The 17,055-nt window shown below is 63.4% G+C and carries 14 protein-coding genes and 1 pseudogene; 2 read left to right on the top strand and 13 right to left on the bottom strand.

Translation table 11 applies throughout. The annotated features are described in order from the left end of the window. Positions 1–75: 75 nt before the first annotated feature. Genes ORI27_RS18725 through ORI27_RS18690 form a run of 8 tightly spaced genes read right to left on the bottom strand, consistent with a single transcriptional unit; the run spans position 76 to position 9,333 of the window. Entirely contained in the window at positions 76–1,485 is a 1,410-nt protein-coding gene (locus ORI27_RS18725; RefSeq protein WP_265998577.1) for an MCE family protein, read from the bottom strand. 1 nt (position 1,486) lies between these two features. Beyond that, on the bottom strand, positions 1,487–2,620 hold the full coding sequence (locus ORI27_RS18720; RefSeq protein ID WP_265998578.1) for a virulence factor Mce family protein: 1,134 nt from the start codon (positions 2,618–2,620) through the stop codon (positions 1,487–1,489). Between the two features lie 5 nt (positions 2,621–2,625). Then, on the bottom strand, positions 2,626–3,933 hold the full coding sequence (locus ORI27_RS18715) for an MCE family protein (RefSeq protein WP_265998579.1): 1,308 nt from the start codon (positions 3,931–3,933) through the stop codon (positions 2,626–2,628). Next, positions 3,930–5,303 carry an MCE family protein gene (locus ORI27_RS18710; protein WP_265998580.1) on the bottom strand — a complete coding sequence of 458 codons (1,374 nt, stop codon included), beginning with the start codon at positions 5,301–5,303 and terminating at the stop codon, positions 3,930–3,932. The genes ORI27_RS18715 and ORI27_RS18710 overlap by 4 nt, the downstream gene beginning before the upstream one ends. Next, positions 5,300–6,328: an MCE family protein gene (locus tag ORI27_RS18705; RefSeq protein WP_265998581.1), complete on the bottom strand. Its 1,029-nt coding sequence runs from the start codon at positions 6,326–6,328 to the stop codon at positions 5,300–5,302. Before ORI27_RS18705 ends, ORI27_RS18710 begins: the two co-directional genes overlap by 4 nt. A 25-nt stretch (positions 6,329–6,353) precedes the next feature. Continuing rightward, complete coding sequence (locus ORI27_RS18700; RefSeq protein ID WP_265998582.1) at positions 6,354–7,706, bottom strand: MCE family protein; 1,353 nt, start codon at positions 7,704–7,706, stop codon at positions 6,354–6,356. A gap of 5 nt (positions 7,707–7,711) precedes the next feature. Continuing rightward, a complete protein-coding gene (locus ORI27_RS18695; RefSeq protein ID WP_265998583.1) occupies positions 7,712–8,569 on the bottom strand; it encodes an ABC transporter permease in 858 nt (285 codons plus the stop codon). Beyond that, positions 8,566–9,333 carry an MlaE family ABC transporter permease gene (locus ORI27_RS18690; RefSeq protein WP_265998584.1) on the bottom strand — a complete coding sequence of 256 codons (768 nt, stop codon included), beginning with the start codon at positions 9,331–9,333 and terminating at the stop codon, positions 8,566–8,568. Before ORI27_RS18690 ends, ORI27_RS18695 begins: the two co-directional genes overlap by 4 nt. A gap of 306 nt (positions 9,334–9,639) precedes the next feature. On the opposite strand from ORI27_RS18690, the gene ORI27_RS18685 reads away from it, so the two are divergent. Then, the gene (locus ORI27_RS18685; RefSeq protein ID WP_265998585.1) at positions 9,640–11,472 is read left to right on the top strand and encodes an FAD-binding protein; all 1,833 of its coding nucleotides are present in this window, start codon (positions 9,640–9,642) and stop codon (positions 11,470–11,472) included. Here the strand turns inward: ORI27_RS18685 and ORI27_RS18680 are convergent. From ORI27_RS18680 to ORI27_RS18660, 5 genes are all read right to left on the bottom strand, one after another. Then, the gene (locus ORI27_RS18680) at positions 11,421–12,200 is read right to left on the bottom strand and encodes a maleate cis-trans isomerase family protein (protein ID WP_456085462.1); all 780 of its coding nucleotides are present in this window, start codon (positions 12,198–12,200) and stop codon (positions 11,421–11,423) included. The genes ORI27_RS18685 and ORI27_RS18680 overlap by 52 nt on opposite strands. A 129-nt stretch (positions 12,201–12,329) precedes the next feature. Further along, complete coding sequence (locus tag ORI27_RS18675; protein ID WP_265998587.1) at positions 12,330–12,773, bottom strand: cupin domain-containing protein; 444 nt, start codon at positions 12,771–12,773, stop codon at positions 12,330–12,332. Between the two features lie 30 nt (positions 12,774–12,803). After that, complete coding sequence (locus tag ORI27_RS18670; protein WP_265998588.1) at positions 12,804–13,775, bottom strand: dihydrodipicolinate synthase family protein; 972 nt, start codon at positions 13,773–13,775, stop codon at positions 12,804–12,806. Between the two features lie 113 nt (positions 13,776–13,888). Further along, on the bottom strand, positions 13,889–15,058 hold the full coding sequence (locus ORI27_RS18665; protein ID WP_265998589.1) for an FAD-dependent oxidoreductase: 1,170 nt from the start codon (positions 15,056–15,058) through the stop codon (positions 13,889–13,891). A gap of 101 nt (positions 15,059–15,159) precedes the next feature. Then, entirely contained in the window at positions 15,160–16,416 is a 1,257-nt protein-coding gene (locus ORI27_RS18660; RefSeq protein WP_266074010.1) for a phytanoyl-CoA dioxygenase family protein, read from the bottom strand. Positions 16,417–16,572: 156 nt separating this feature from the next. Here ORI27_RS18660 and ORI27_RS18655 point away from each other — a divergent pair. Beyond that, a pseudogene (locus tag ORI27_RS18655) lies at positions 16,573–17,055 on the top strand (VOC family protein); the annotation flags it as partial.

Here is a 17,055-nt window from a genome sequence, read left to right as displayed (position 1 = left end):
GCACCCCGGGCATCGAGGCGGCGTCGGGGCCCTTCGCGACCGGCAGCATTGTTCCATGAGCGACGGGCAAATCGTTCAGTTGCCCGTCGGCGGGACCAGCATGTTCTGCCATGTCTTTTCCCCGGGAGCGGTCTGGGCCAAATCGGATTGCCGATACACCTTCCCGTCGGGACCGATATAGGTGCCCGTGGCGGGATCGTACGGTGCGACCGCGACCGGGGGCGGCAGCTCAGGAACGTCTTGACCGGACATCGTGGCGTTCGGGTCGCCCTTCCAGTTCAGCCCGTCGTTGAGCGGAACGTACTCCTGGTCGCTCTCGCACTCCTTCACCGTCGCTGCCCGCTTACCGGGGCGCGTTTCGCATGGGATGTTGCGCGCGCCACGCACATTGTTGATCGAGTCCTGCGGGATCCGGCAGTACAGCGCACCGTCAGGTCGTTCCGGGTAATCCACCATGCTCGGGGGTCGCCGTTGCTGGGCAGGAAGATACCCGGTGGTGCACGCCGGGGGCAGGTTGACATTGAGGTTGAAGCTCAGGAAGGGACCCTTATAGGGCAGGTTGGTGTTCTGGTCGGGGACCATCACCGCCTGCATCAGCCCAGTGGCTTGTGGCAGCAGGACCAGCAACTGTTCGATGTCGTTGCGATAGGTGATTCCCACCTCGCCAAGGCTGACCAGATTGGCGAGCAGGATCGGCACCGTTGGTTGCAGTTGGTCGAACAGCCGACGGGCTTCGTCGGCGGCCTTTCCACCGTGATCCAGCACGCCGACCACCGCGCTGTTCTCGGTCTGCAGTTGCGTGGTGATGTCCGCGAGGTGTGCTGCCCAGGCCGCAACGGCGTCTGAGCTCTGCACCTGGGAGTCCAGCACGGGCTCGGACTGATCGATGAGCGTAGTCAGCGGGTCCAGGTTCTGGCGTGCGTCGATAGCCAGTGCGGTGGAACCCTTGACCAGGCGCAGGATTTCGGGGCCGAGACCGCCCACCGCGGTGTAGGCCTCGTCCACCGCCGTCTTCAGATTCTCGCGGGGTATCGCCTGAATGCCCTGGTTCACCGAATCCAGCAGATAGTTGATGTCGGGCGGTATCGAAACCCGGTCACGCGCAATGACATCACCGTTGCGCAGCGATCGAGACGGCCCCTGTCGTGGCACCAATTCCACGAATTGCTCGCCGAGCGCATTCTCACTGTGCACTTGGACATCGACGTCGGACGGGATCTCGACGCCGGCACGAAGCGAGAGGGCGGCCTGCACGCCGGTGGCGGTGAGCCGGACACTCTGCACTCTGCCGACCTCGCTTCCCCGGTAGGTCACGTTGGCCCGCTCGTAAAGGCCGCCCGATCTCGGCATCTCCACGACGACGGTATAGCGGCCGACACCGAGCATCGCCGGCACCTTCATGTAGCCGAAAACCATGAAACCGGCGGCCACGAGCGAGATGACAATGAACAGCACCAGCTGGACCTTGATTTGCCGAGTCCTCATGCTACGGCCCCTGGTCGAGGTGATACGGCACGATGAGTGGGTTGCCGGCGGTGTACGGACTGGGCATCTGTCCGATGGTGCGACCCCATTGCAGCTCCAGTGCGGTCAAGTCGCCCTCCCAGCGGGTGCCGGTGAACAGGCCTGAATCCAGACGGCTCAAGGTGAGATCGAGAACTACGCTGACGTTGGCATAGTCCCCGCGAAACCACTTGTCCAGCGTCTCGTTCGGCCACGGGAACGTACCGAAGAAGCTCAGCGAGCGGGTCAGCGCGGGCCCGGCGTTGGCCAACGACTCCAGTACCGGACCGATGTCCCGGAGTTCTTGCACGAGTGCGTCTTTGGTCTGGTTGGCCGAGTCGGCGGTTACCGCCGAGAATTCCCCGAGCCGATCGAGGGCCTCGGCGAGGTTGTTACGCTCGTCCTTGAGCACGTTCAACGCATCAGGGATCGTCCGAAGTGCCTTGTCCATCACCGGTTTCTGATCGGCGAACTGGCCGGCGAGCCGATTGAGGCTTTCGTTGGCCTCGATGATGTCGCCCTTTTGATCGTTGAGTCGGTCGATGAACTGGTCGATCTGCGTGATCAAGCTGCGCAGGTCGTCTTCTCGGCCGGCGAAGGCGGTGCTGAACGCCTTGGTGATCTCCTGAACCTGGCCCAGTCCCCCGCCGTTGAGCAGCGCTGACAACGCCGCGAGGGTCTGCTCAGTGGTTGGATAGGCCGATCCCGAGAACAGCGGGATGAGCGATCCCTCATGCAGCTTGCCCTCGGGAACACCATCGGCCGGCGGCGCCAGTTCGATGTGCAAGGAGCCGAGCAGGCTTGTCTGACCGACTTTGGCCGTGGCGTTGGCGGGCAGGTCGACAGTGCCGTCCAGACGCATAGACACCAACGCATGCCAGCCCTGCCGCTGGATCCGGGTGACGTGGCCTACCGTCACGTCACCGACCCGGACGCGGGAATTCTCCTGGATGTTCGTCACGTCTGGCAGTTGTGCCTGAATCTCATAGGAGCCTGGGCCATTTCCCTCTGTCCCGGGAAGCGGAAGCGAGTTCACACCACGCCAACCGCACCCGGAAACGGCGGCCGCCCAGATCAGCATCGCGGCGACCATCCGATACCGGCGCCTTCGCAGCATCGTCATCACGATCCCCCAGTGGGCGGGGCCATCATCCCGGGCAGACCTTCTGCGGGATTGGTTGCCACCGCTTCAGCGGGCAGCGGCGGCGGGTTCTCCCCCGGCACGGTCTGGCCGGACGGCGGTGATGGTGACACCGGAACGTGGTCAGGACGCAGCGAATCCTCGCTGTAGGTGATCTCGTTCGGACGTGCCTGGGGACCCACGATGAGGTTCTCCCCCAGTGGCGGGAAATTGTATTGCCGGTTCTTGACGATGGGTGCCAGGTATTGCACGCACAGCTTCGCCGATTGCTCTGCGCCGAGGCGCGAGGCTGCCTGAATGGCGCCGCAGATGAACGAGATCGGGTCAGCGAAGTTGTTGATAACTGGGATCCCGGTGACGGATCCCTGGGCCGGTTGATAGACGTTGGTGAAGTCTTGAAATCCGTTGGGTCCGATGTGCAGGAGTTGCTTGATGTCGTCGAGGCTCTCGACCAGAGCCCCCGTTACCGCGGTTACCTTCTCCGAAGTCGTTGCGATCGAGTCGCGATTCTCGGCCAGAAAACTTCGCACGTCGTCGACGGTGGTGTTCAGATCCCGGACCGCGGTGGCGACCTCATTCGGATTGTTGGACAGCAGCGCGGTTATGCCGGCAAAGTTCGTATTCAGCTGCCCCATCAGGTCGGTGCTCGACTGCAACGCCGATACCAGGAGCGACAAGTTCTTCACGGTGCCGAAAATGTCCGCGTGATGGTCGCCGAGCGCCGAGAAGGTCTGCGACAGTTTGATGATGGCGTCGCGGATATTTGCGCCCTGTCCACGCAGATTGTCGGCTGTGGTGTCCACGAACGCACCCAGTGGGCTGACGCCGCCCGGTTCGGTCGGCTGCAGCTCCTTGGCCAGCTTCTCGAGCTGGACGCGAAAGTCGTCCCATTCGACCGGTACGGCGGTGCGGCTCTGTGGGATGACGGCGTTGTCGTCCATCGTCGGCCCGCTGGTATAGGCGGGCGTCAACTGGATGGCGCGGGCGGTAACCAGCGACGGTGACAGGATGACGGCGTCGGCGTCGGCCGGCACTCGGTATTTGGCGTCGAAGGAGAATTCGACCTTGACGTGTTCGGGTTGCGGTTGGATCGAATCGACCTTGCCGACAGGCACACCCAGGATGCGCACCTCGTCGCCGGGATAGAGCCCATTGGTGTTGGCGAAGTACACCGTGACCCTCGTCCGGGCGCTTTCCCGCACTGGACCCAACGTGACGGCGAGTCCTGCACCCAGCGTCACAATCAAGACGACCGCGAGAGCACTCCTGTTGTTGCGCAATCGATTCATTGGGGGTCCTCCGCGGAAGCCGGTCCGGCAGGAGGCGCGGAACCATCAAGCGTCGGCGGCCCTCCCGGTGACGGCAGCGGCACCGTGGTCACACCGGCCGGTCCGGGCGCTGCGGGTCCGGCTGTCACCGGCGCGCTCGGAACCGGAGTCGATGTGTATCCGGCCGGTGGTCCGGGCGGCGGACCGCCGGGTGGCGGGGCCGGAGCCGGCGGCCGGTAGGGATACCGAGGATCACCGGGGTTTCCTGTAATCGCATCGGGCAGCGTCAGATTCGGATCGCCGCCTTGCCCGGTTCGCGGGTAGGGAACGGGGAGCGCCGGAGTGCCCGGTTGACCGACCGGCGGTTCGGTCCGCTCGGACGGCAACAAGACATTGGGGTCCAGACCCAGGTCGGAGAATGCCGCGTCCACGAACGGCTGGATGAATTGTCCGGGCAGCAGATTGCCCAAGTACGCTTTGAAGAAGGGTCCGGACGCCACCGTTCCGCCGAGCGCCATCATGTATTGGTGAGCGCCTTTGAGCACCTTCTGGATCTGCGCCTTGTGGTTGTCCAGAATCGTCAACACACCGTTCAGCTTGTCCAGCGCCGGCCTTAATTGGTCTCGGTTGTCGGCGACGAATCCCGACAATTGCCGTGCCAACGCCGAGACGTTCTGCGAAAGGTGGTCGAGTGCACTGCTTTCGGTCTGCAACTGCACGAGCAGTGCATTGGTGTCGGCGATCAGACTCACCACCTGATCGGCCCGCTGCGAGAGCACCTTGGTCACCTTGTTCGCGTTCGCCAGCAGAGAACGTAATTGGGCGTCGCGTTCGTTGAGTGTCTCCGAGAAGCGTGCCACGCCCTGCACCGCTGTGTGCAGTGCGGGCGGCGTGTCCTGGAAGGTATGGGCCAGTGTCGTCAGCGCGTCCGACAACTGGGACGTGTCCAGACCGCTGATTGTGGCGGTCAGGTCCCCAAGCGCATCGGGCAATTGGTACGCCGGCGTGGTGCGATCGATAGGAATCGGTCCATCCAGTAGGCCGTCCCCACGCGGCGTGACCTCGAGAGTCTTCGCACCAAGCACCGTACCGGTCTTGATGGCCGCCTCGGTGCGGTCACCTAGGCGGATGTCTTTGTTGACATCGAAGATGATCAGCACCTTGTTGCCGTCGAGCCCGATGCTGGAGACTTGACCCACCCGGAAGCCGGAGACCTGGACCGGATCACCGGTCCGCAATCCTCCAGCCTCGGCAAAGTACGCCCGATAGTCGTTGCCCCCGCTGAAGAATGGCAACTTGTCGTACTGCAGCGCCGCGAGCACGATTAATGACACCGTGGCTATCCCGATGGAGCCGATCACCAGAGGACTGCGTTCAGCGAAAGACTTCATTTCGGGGTACACCGCCCCGTGCTCTGCCCCGCCACTTTGACATACACCGGCTGGCCTCCTTTGCCGTTGACCTTCAACACCACATCGCAGATGTAGAAGCTGAAGAAATCGCCGAAGAGGCCCTGCCGGTTGAGGATTCGGTACTTCTCGGGCAGATCGTCGAGCAAGTGGTTCAGATAATCCGCATCTGCGACAGCGATTGCCGCGGCGCGGTCGGTCTCGTGGACCACCTTCTGCAGCGGTGGCCGGGCCTGCGACAGGAGGTCGGCGAATGTACCGGCCGCCTCATTGGCGTAAGCCACACCGGTACTGATGTCGGTCTTGCGTTCGGCAAGTACCTTGACCAATTCGGATATGGCAGTGACGCCCTTGCCGAACTGGTCGCTCTGATCGCCGAGGGACCCCAGCACCACATTCAGGTTGGTGATGACCTCGCCGATCAACTGATCGCGGTCGGCCAGCGTGTTGGTCAGCGAAGACACTTGAGAGAGAAACGAGCCGATGGTCGCGCCCTGGCCCTGAAACGCCTGGATCAATTGACCGCTCAACGCATTGACCTGGTCGGGATCCAATGCGCGAAACAACGGACGGAACCCGCCGATCAATGCGTCGAGGTCTAACGCCGGTTCGGTTTGCGAAAGCGGAATGGTCTGCCCGGGGTCAATTCTTCCGACCCCGCCCGTGCCTTCCTCCAAGGCAAGATACCGACCGCCGATCAGGTTCTCGTAGCGAATCGCCGCCCGGGTGCCCTGCGTGAGCAGGACCGAGTCGTCGGCGGAGAACTCGACGATCGCGACGTTGTTGTCTTTGATCGAGATGTGCTCGACCTTGCCGACCTCGACGCCGGCAATGCGAACGAAGTTGCCCTCAGCCAATCCGGAAACATTGGCGAATTCCGCCCGGTAGGTCTTGCCCTCCTGGAACCGCAGTTGGGCGAAGACGGCCAGCAACGCAAAGGTGCCCAGTGCACACGCAGCCATGAACAAGGCGATGCGCCAGATGACACCTCTGAGGTTGTCTTTCACTGTCTTGGTCCTCGATGGTCAGCGATCACGGAGTTGGCGATGGTGCTGGATTCGGCGGTGGAACGCCCGGATAGAGCGGAATCCCACCCGGCCCGTACAGGGGTGCACCGTAGGGCGGTGCACCGGGATAGGGAATCGGGCCGATCGCCGGCGGCCCCATACCCCGGGTGCTCGGCGGCTCGGGCACCGCCCTCGTGACCGGGAAGTAATCGACCCACCACGGGTGACCGATTCCGGGGTTGGGCCGCACGTCGAGCCCGGTGCCCCAGCCGGTATTGGTCACGAGGTACCGCAACGGGTAGTTCTTGCTCACGTCCGGCAGGGCTCCGCAGCCAGGCTTGCCGCCCGGGCCGCCCTTTGCGGCGATGACTGGAAGGTTGTCCGGATAGCGGTACTGGTCGTTACCCCACAGAACGCCGGCATCGAGGATGGTCGAATAGCCGTTTGCGCCACCGGTTGCTGCGTAACCACCGTCGTCGAGGAATTTCTTACCGCCCACGAGCAGGCAGGTGTACGCCGGGTTGTACGTCATCAAGAGGTTCGTCGTCGGCTCGAGGAGGTTGACCGAACGAATCAGGTTGTCCTTGTTGGGCGCAACCAGCGTGACGCCGCTGTTCGCGAACCCGATAGTGCTCAGCAGCAGAGCGTCCAGATCCGACGCATGGTCGGTGATCGTCGCGCTGGTGGTGCTCGCGGCATTCAGCACGGTCAGGATGTCCAGCGCCGCGGCTCCGTACGTGTCGCTGAATCCCTTGAACGCGACGATGTCGCGCCTTACCGCGTCCATTCGAGGGTTGATGGCCAACAGCACCTGGTTGGCGTCAGTGGTGGCCTGGCCCATGCGTTCGCCCTGGCCGCCGACGCCCTCGGCGATCGCCCCGAGCACCGCGTTGAGCTTGGCCGGGTCGATCTGGTGCAGCATCCCGACCAGGTTCTCGAACACAGTGTTGACCTCGGTGCTGACATTGCGGGACCGCAACACCTCGCCCGCGGTCAGCCGCTTGGAGCTGGGGTTGTCCGGATAGATCAGATCGACGTATTTGGCGCCAAAAGCCGTGGTGGCCTTGATTTCTGCCTCTACATTCGCCGGAATGTATTGAATCTGGTCAGGGTCGATCTCCAGTTGCAGGCTCACCTGGCGCCCCCCGCCCGCCACACCCGAGACCCGGCCTACCGGAATTCCACGCAGCCTGACTTTCGCGCCGGACTCCATCACCAGACCCGCGCGGTCGGACGTCAGAGTGACCGGCACGTGGCTGGTGAAGGTCCCGCTGAACAACGCCGAACTGAGCGCCACGAAACCGACCACCGACACGATCAACATCAGCGTCCACCACGCCGGGTGCCGGAAGCCGGTCTCACCTATCCTGGCCGCCATCGTCGCTACCCGGAGAAGTTCAAGTTGCCGGACTGCCCGTAGATGGCCAGCGAAACGAACAGGGTCACCAAGACCGCGGAGATGAGCGAGGCGCGGACCGCCCGGCCGACGGCTTCCCCCACACCCGCCGGCCCCCCGGATGCGGTGTAACCGTAGTAGGTGTGCACCAGCATGACCACCGTCGCGATCACCACCGTCTGCAAGAACGACCAAATCAGGTCGGTCGGATTCAGGAAGGTATTGAAGTAGTGGTCGTAGACGCCTGTCGACTGGCCGTAGACGGCCGTAGTACCGAACCGCGTTGCCGTGAAAGACATCAACACCGCTACGCAGTACAAGGGAATCACCACGATGATCCCGGCGACTACCCGCGTCGATACCAGGTAGGGAATCGATCGGATACCCATCACCTCAAGCGCATCGATCTCTTCGTTGATGCGCATGGCGCCTAGCTGCGCTGTCGACCCTGCGCCGATGGTGGCGGCCAGACCGATTCCGGCGACCAGCGGCGCGATGAGCCGAACGTTGACGTAGGCGGAGATGAAGCCGGTGAGGGCTTCGACACCTATGCCCGCCAGCGAGTTGTAGCCCTGGACCGCGATGACGGCACCGGATGACAGCGTCAGGAACCCGACGATCGCAACGGTTCCCCCGATGACCGCCAAGGCTCCGGTCCCCAAACCCATCTGGGCGATCAGGCGGGTCAGCTCAGCGCTGTAGTGCCGAATGGCGATACCTGACGAGGTGAGAGTGTCGCTGTAGAACTGCGTCTGCCGTCCGACGCGGTTCCAAGCAACGACGAATCGCCGAAGCTGGCGTCTGAGCCGGGGATACAGCGAGCTGGGGGTGGCGGCTTGACTCACATCGTCGCCTTGACTCCGACGGCGGTGGCGACGACGTTGATCATGAACAACGCCACGAACGCATAGACGACTGTCTCGTTGACGGCATTGCCGACGCCGGCGGGGCCGCCGCCGACCGAAATCCCTTTGTAGCAGGCGATCAGGCTGGCGGCCAGGCCGAACAAGGCTGCCTTGATCAAGGCGATGACCACTTCGGGCAGTCCGACGAGCAGCGTCAGACTCGCTGCGAAGGCACCAGGGGTGACGTGCTGGATGAACACCGCGAAGAAGAAGCTACCGGTCAAACCGACGACCGTCACCGAGGACGACAGCGCCAACGCCACCAAGGTGGCGGCCAAGACCCGCGGAACAACCAACGCCTGAATCGGGTTGATGCCCATCACTCTTAGTGCGTCGAGTTCTTCTCGGATCGTGCGTGCACCGAGATCAGCGCACATCGCTGTAGCACCTGCGCCGGCGACCACCAGCACCGTCACAACGGGCCCGATCTGGGTGACTGCGCCGAGTGCCGCGCCGGTTCCCGAGAAGTCGCCCGCGCCGAGTTCGACCAACAGGATGTTCAGCGTGAACACGGTGAGCACGGTGAACGGGATGGACAGCATGAGTGTCGGCAGGATCGAAACCCGGGCGACGAACCACGTTTGAAGCAGGAACTCCCGCCATGCGAAGGGACGCCGAGGCAACATGAACAAGGTGTCGAGAGCCATCGCGAAGAACCCGCCCACCGCACGTACGGGTTTCGAGATGCCGTCGGTGGCGATCATCGTCGACCCCTTCCTGCGTGTCCGAGCCTTGGCGCTGGCCGCTCGGCCCACACCGTATCGATACTATATATCTGATTTCGGTGCGGTCTAGAGCGATTTCCGACCCCGACCCGCTACGCCCGGCGCTCCAACGAGGTTTGCTGTGAGGTCACTGGCAGGCCCTCGACCGAGCCGACGAGAAGCGGACCCAGGCGGAGAACCGCTATGATATAAAGTATCTGCAATGACTCCGGTGTCGGGTCCGGCAGTCGGCCCGTCGCCGACCCCTCCGGCCGGTGCCGTGCCACTCAGAAAACGAGGTCTTGAGTGACTCGATTCGCGGTGCTTGTCAAACAGATCCCTGCATTCGAGCAGATGATGCTCGGTCCTGCGGGCCGACTGGTGCGCGACCACACAGCCCTGGAGATGAGTGCTTACTGCCGGCGAGCCGTGAGCAAGGCGGTCGAGTTCGCAGCCGATGACCCCGACTCCTCGATCGTCGTCTTCACCCTCGGTCCCAGCGCGGCCGAGGACGCCCTCCGAGAAGCGATTGCATGGGGACTCGACCGCGGCGTCGACATCCGGGGCGTCCTGATAACCGATCCCGACTTTGCGGGCAGTGACACGATCGCCACGGCGCGCCTGCTCGCGGCGGCGATCAATCGGGAAGGACCGTTCGACCTCGTTCTTGCCGGTAAGAACTCACTCGACGGCGACACCGGGCAAGTTCCTCCACAGCTGGCCGAACTCCTCGATCTGCCGTTCGCGGCTGGGGTCAAGGTACTCGCGCTCCACGAGCAGATCGCCTCGGTCGGCTGCGAACACGACGATGGATGGCTCGACGCCGAGGTGATGCTGCCCGCGGTGCTGTCGTGCGCCGAACGGCTATGCGAGCCGGCCAAGGTTTCGCACGAGGGTCGTGCAGCCGTGCCCGCCCAGATGATCACCACCCTGTCCACCATGGAGCTGGGCCCCGGGCCCTGGGGTGGGGCAGCCAGCCTGACGGATGTCGGCGAAACCCGGAATCTGCTCGTCCAGCGGTCACGACAGATCGATGCCGACGCGCCGCTTGCTGACCAGGTGAGTACCGCCGTCCGGATACTGCGAGACAGCGGCGCTCTCGATGGCGATGCGAACGCCGAACGACCCGCCCTGGGCGCTACGAACGGGCCCGGACCCCTCGTCGCAGTCCTTGCCGAACCCGATCGCGACCTGCTTACGCAGGAATTGTGTGGCGCCGCAGCCCGATTGGCCGAGTCCCTACACGGCTCGACCGTTCTGCTCGCAGCCCACGAACTCAGCGCCGCCACGGCGGGCTCCTGGGGGGCCGACCGGCTGGTGATCATCACCGGATCGGCGGTGGAAGAGGAGATTGCGGGCGCGGTGGCGCAATGGGCCCGCGCGCGGCAGCCGTGGGCAATCTTGGCCGGTTCCACCTCGTTTGGACGCGAGATCGCCGCCCGAGTAGCCGTCTCGATCGGCGCGGGACTCACCGGCGACACTGTTGACCTCGAAGTCGTCGACGGACGGCTGGTGGCTTGGAAGCCCGCCTTCGGCGGTTCGCTGGCCGCTGCGATTACTGCCAGGTCGCCGGTGCAAATGGCCAGCGTCCGCCCGGGCGTCCTCACCCGACCACGGCCCCGCGTGCACACCGCGGACGTCGAATCGATCACCGGATCTCGCCGCGATCGGATACGGATTCGGCTGCGGCGTCAAGAGGATTCGCTCGAGCGTCTCGGCGAGGCCGACGCCGTTGTCGGTATCGGAGCCGGCGTCGCGCCCGAGGAGCTGTCCCGCTTCGGCGGGCTGTGTGAGGTGCTGGGCGCTGAGCTCGGCTGCACCCGGAAGGTCACCGATGGCGGCTGGATGCCGCACTCGAGCCAAATCGGAATCACCGGGCGGTCGATCTCGCCGCGCGTGTATGTGGCAGTCGGAACGAGCGGCAAATTCAATCACATGGTGGGTGTGCGATCGGCTGGAACGGTATTCGCGATCAACTCCGACCCGACGGCACCGGTGTGGGACCACGCCGACGTGGGCATCGTCGGCGATTGGCGGGAGTGCATCGACATGCTCGAGACCGAGTTACGGCGCGAACATGGTCTGCGTCAGTCAGGCGATACAGAGCGGACTGCGGCGAATTCTTCGCTGAGAAGGTAGCCGGAATCGGGAACCACAGCCGAACGACCGAGTGTCCGCAACAGCTCGTAGGTCGTAGCGGTCGCCGCGGACAGCACCGGCAGGCCGAGACGGGCCTCGACTTCCGGGATCGCGGCTAGCGAAGGCATCTGCACGCACGCCGACAGGACAATCGCATCGCAGCCGACCCGGTTCAGCCGGCCGGCGATCTCCGGAAGGTTGCCTGGGTCGAGCCGCCCGACAGAGCAATTGTCGGCAACGCCGAGACTGATTGCATCCACGACCTGCACGCCGGCATCCTCGACATACTCGACCACCTTCTGAGTCAGGGCCGGGACGTAGGGGGTCACCATCGAGACTCGTCGCGCACCGATAGCGTGCAGACTTCGGATGAGCGCGCCGGCGCTCGACAGCACGGCAGCGGCACAGCCTTGCTCGCGCGCAACCCCTGCCAACCGCCGCTCTGCGGCTCCATGTGCACCCGGGCCCTGCGACATGATCGCCACAAGGCACGCGTAAGCCATTGCGTCGCATTCGGCGTCAGCGAGCTCGACGGCGCAGCGGTTGCTGTCGCGATCCATCTCCAAAAGTGCTTCTGCGGTGACATGCTGCATCCGCATGCGACTGGAATGGAAAGTGAACCGCTCGTCTGGAACGAGAGTCGCACGGCGCGCGAACATCTCGGGGACCTCGGTCTCCATTGTCGTGTTCGAGCTCGGGACGATCAAGCCCAACCGGGTTGGCATCATGCGAATTTCTCTCGGATTGATGGACAGCGTTGTCGGCCACGCAGTCGGCGCGCGTCGACCTCATTCCCGCCGGAGCGGGTCGTTCTGAAACCGGCGGCGAGCCGTCGACGGTTCGCCGCCGTGTCCAGATCAACCTTGCGTTGACCGCTCGACACGCACTTTCTCGTAGGGACCGGGACTCGTGACTGCTACATAGGAGGCACGTTTGTCACCGACATTGCGGATGCCGTGGGCTATCCCGGCCGGCACCATCACGGCGTCCCCGGCCCGGGTGATGACGGGAGGCCGGTCTCCCAGTGTGTATTCGCACTCACCGTCGATGATGATGTGTAGGTGTTCGGAGGTCGGGTGCTGGTGGTAGTCGTTCGCCTGACCCGGTTCGAGATTCCATACGACCACGCTGATCTGGCCGACATACCCCGGTACCACTGTCGGTAGCTTGTCGTCGAAGTGTTGAAGCTTCGACAATGAGAACACCAAGCTGTCAAGGTTGTTCGCGTCGATAGTGCCCATGAAATCGAGAACGAAATTCTCGTCGTCGGGCAGCTTGGGTATTTCCGGCATGGCAGTCATGGGTTTCCCTCTCGTTGGCTGGTTTTCGAGTCAGCTGGCGTCGGACGAATATTTCTTCACGAGTTCGGCCCAGCGGCGTCCGCACTCACGCGCGTCCTCTACATACCGCTCAGGCACGACGTCGTAGGGCGGACGGATGGGGCCGGCGTTGCAGTAGCCGGCCTCGTTGAAGCGAATTTTCTCGAGTTGCAAGTTGTACTTGTTGAACTCTTCGAACGAGTTGTCCGGGATGAAGGTCTCGTTGGCCCACAACAGATCCTTGGCGATCTCGCCGGCCCGGTCGAGATCTTTGGCGGTTATCGCGTCCATCAACGCCACGCACGGTTGCGGCCCCATCGACGCGGCAGTGGCCCACATCGCCGTCATGTTTTCCGGAGACTGCTCGGCGAACGCCAAGGCCATCATGTCGATCGGCATGAAGTTGACCCGGTTTTTCGATGCTGCCAACCGTTCGAGGTAGGACAACGGAGTGCCGACCTTCGCGCTTGTGACCGTTGGCGCTGCGTCCACCACCGCGCTCCAGAACGACGGCGGAAACGAGAAACGAAACGCTTGCTCGTTGGCGTACACCATGATCGCCATGCCCGGGAACGCCTCGGAGATAGACGCATAGAACTTGACCGCCTGGGCCTCGCTGCACGGTTGCCACATCGGCAAGCCCAACATCGTGCCATCGGCTCCGCGGTCACGAAGAAACTGCATTCGCTGCACAGTCTCATGGGTGCCGAGCGTGGTGGCGCCCACAAGGGCCGGCACCCGCTTGCCGACGGTGGACAGGAAGCAGTCACTGAAGGCCTCGAACTCAGACTGGGTAAGGGTGGCGCACTCCCCCGTAGTCCCCAGTGCGAGCAGCCCACTGCACCCATCGGCGATCAACTTCTCGGTCAGCCGCGCGGTTTCGTCGAGATCGACCGTGTCGGTGGCGTCCCATCGGTCCGCCCCCTCCTTGGCCGGTGTCGGCACGATCCCGTAAACGCCCTTGAAGTCCTGCGCGGTCAGCATTAGTTCTCCTCATTCGGTAACACTGTGGTTGTCTTCTTCACGCCTGCGCGGCGTTCGGTTCGTTGATCGGCGGCAGTTCTGCTGCATCGACCTGCATGGCGTTGGGATTCACATCAACTGGCCCGGCCGCCGAAGTTCGCCATGTAATCCCACACCCAACTCGGATCGGTCGCCGCCTTGCCATAGAACGCGACCGCCTCCTCGTAATCTCCTTGACCTGGCCCAGCGATCAGTGAGCACATGTGCGCCACTTGGAGCGTGGCGGTGTTGATCGGGCGCCGAATCGCTTCGTACTCGGTGAGCGCGTCCACGAAGGCTTTCTCCGACGCTGCGTCGTCGAGCAGGACGGGCCCGACCAGTTCCGCGAGCTTGGCCGAATCTTGGATCGCGATGTTCAGGCCCTGGCCACCGGCCGGATGAGTCGTATGGACAGCGTCGCCGGTCAGGGCGGCTCGGGGACCCGAGTAGCTGGCCGCATGCGTTCGTCTGATGCGGTACACGTGTGAACCCCCGCGCTTGTTGAGTTCCAACTCACGCAAGCCGGGATGGCGTCGTGCAAGCCGCTCACCGAGTTGAGTCTCGCTCATCGCCATCCAGTCTCTGGCTTCGTCCCGTCGCACACTGAGCACCACCCGGTGGTGTCCGACCGGCGTGGTGGGAAGCATCCAGACCGTGCCCTCGGGATGCAAAAGGGTCCAGCCGCAGTCCGGTTTCAGCCACGACGGAGTAGGACTGTGCAGCACGACAATCCAATTCTCGTACTCGTGAAGATCTTCCAGTGCGATGTCGAGCGATTTCCGGGTCAACGACTCAACACCGTCGGCACCTACCACCAAGCGAGCACTCGTCACCTGCTTGCCGGTGTTGAGTAGCCATCCGCCCCCTGCTCCTCCGTCGCGCTCCAGCTCTCGTATCCGATCCGGTTCGACGACCACACCGGCGTCCTCGGCCCCCTCGAGAAACACCAATTCCATCTCGGCATGGTTGAGCAACCAGGACTCTCGGATCTGCGAGCCGGCCAATAGCTTTCCGGCGAAGTCCTCGAATTCCAGACCGCGGAATCTGCCCGCCCCCCGCTGTTCGAGGAGCGGAAGAAGGCCCAACTGCTGCCTTATCACGTCGACAGTCGGCGCGTGCAAAATATCGCCACGGTTCGGATCGCGCGCGAGGTCGCGCCGCTCGAAGAGCCGCACCGAGCACCCCTGACGAACGAACGCGACAGCTGCAGCGGCACCGGCCAAGCCTCCGCCGATGACAGCGACATCGCATTCGTGATCGTGCATCCCAATCCTCACCGAGCCGTCAGGTTCCAACCTCGAGTTCCGCGCGGCCACAACATATCGGCTATGTAATAAATAATATATTCATGCGCAGACAGTCGCCGTCAAGTCGACGCATCCTCGGGCGTGTAGGCATCGGTGACTGCCTGATACTGAGCTCCGGTCTGGAAGAGCCCGTCGTTGTAGTGATAGCCCGCGGGGATCCAGTTGAAGGTCTTCTGTTCGGCGAATTTGTAGTAAAGGACCCTCCGGCCGGCAGCGTCACCCGTTGGCGGCGGAGTGGTGTGCAACGCGTAGGCGTCGTGGATCGTGATGTCACCCGGGTCCGTCACCAGGGCCACAGCCGGCAGATCCTTCTCGTCACCCCAACCCAAAGCATGCTTGGTGTACCGGTGCGACCCGGCGAGAACCAGTAGCTGACCGTTGACCGGATTGGCGTGATCGAGCTGGATCCCGACCTGGATGAACGGACAGATGACCGGTCCCCCACCCAGCGCAGGATCGATATGCCAGCCGAGGTTTCCATTGCCTTTGACCACATTCGAGTTCTTGATGAAGACCATGGGTCCGTCAAGGCGATCGTCACAGACCCGCAGTTCCCGTCCCGCTATCTGAGCGCAGCGTTCCAGCCTCGGGTCGTGAGCAAGGGCGGCGAGCAACGACGAGTGCCGACCAAGGTAGTTCATTCTGGTCACGACGTCCTCGCCGTCGGCAGTGACCGACCACCATGTCGTTGGGTCGTCCCGCGTCGTGCGTTGCCGCGCAGACTCGATCGCGGCCCCGTACTGCGCGACCTCCTGCGGGCTGAATACACCCTTCAGGTGCAGGTAGCCGGCGCGGTCGAAGAAGTGGCGCATCTCGTCGAGATCGTCATCGAGCAAGAACCCGCGGTGCAGATCCAACGGCGCGCCAGTGCTGTCCACGAGTGTCTGCCGCACCCCGGGGCCATAGATTTCGCGACCCGAGCACAACGACTGGATCGCCGGTTCCCAACGCTGCCAACCAGCCAGGTCACCTCGGACCACGCGCGCCCGCCCAGTGCTGTCGGCCCCTCGGACAGTCAGCAGCTCGTGGAGAAAGTCCGAGAACGCCTGCTCTGACAGTTCGATCAGTGTCACCGCATCTACATCACCTTCACGAACCACGACGCCTTGCTCGGAGCCGATCCACGTGAATGTCGTTTCTCCGCAACGAAAACCAAGAGGCGGAGCGCCGACAAGATCGCCGGCGACCAGATGACCACGCTGCTCGACGAGCGCAGGGAGCAGCTGTCGGTGAAATTCCACAAACGAGTACGGCTCGAACGATCCGGCGATCTTCGCTGCCCACGCCCCGCCCGCGTCCACGGCTCCAGACCTCAACGTCAACATCCTCTCGACCCCATCGGTCGTCCGCATTCTTTCGCAGGCAACCCGCTAGCTTCACCTACTATATTCTATATACTAAACAAGCGGTCGGCTACAGCACTCCGAATTGCCAGCACCAGCACCCACACGCGTCCATAGGAAGGGCCACCTGTGCAGAAGGTTGATGAGTTGTCGTATATCGGGGTTGGTGCGAAGGATCTCGATGCGTGGTCGGGGTATGCCGAGCAGGTGTTGGGCCTTGAGGTGGCTGCCGATAGTGATGGTCACCATCTGTATCTGCGGATGGATGAGCGGCATCATCGGTTCATCGTGCATCCGGCGGGCGGTGAGCCCGAGGATGTGTCATTTGTGGGGTGGCAGGTGCGTGATGCCGCGGCGATGGATGTGATTGCCGGTCAGCTCGATGCCGCGGGGGTCGCGGTTATCGCGGGCACGCCCGAGGAGGCCGCGGTGCGCCGGGTGCTGGGGTTCGTGCACTTCACCGATCCGCATTCGCGGGTGCGCATGGAGGTGTCCTACGGTCCACAGCTGACCTATGCGCCGGCCTACCGGCCGGGGCGGCCGATCTCGGGGTTCGTCACCGGTGAGCAGGGGCTGGGTCATTTCGTCACCTATGTGCCCGATGTGCAGGCC

The organism is Mycobacterium pinniadriaticum, assembly GCF_026242045.1.
GTDB classification, from domain to species: Bacteria; Actinomycetota; Actinomycetes; order Mycobacteriales; family Mycobacteriaceae; genus Mycobacterium; species Mycobacterium pinniadriaticum.
Note: the sequence above shows the minus strand (reverse complement) of the source record. Positions and strands in the feature narration are given on the sequence as shown.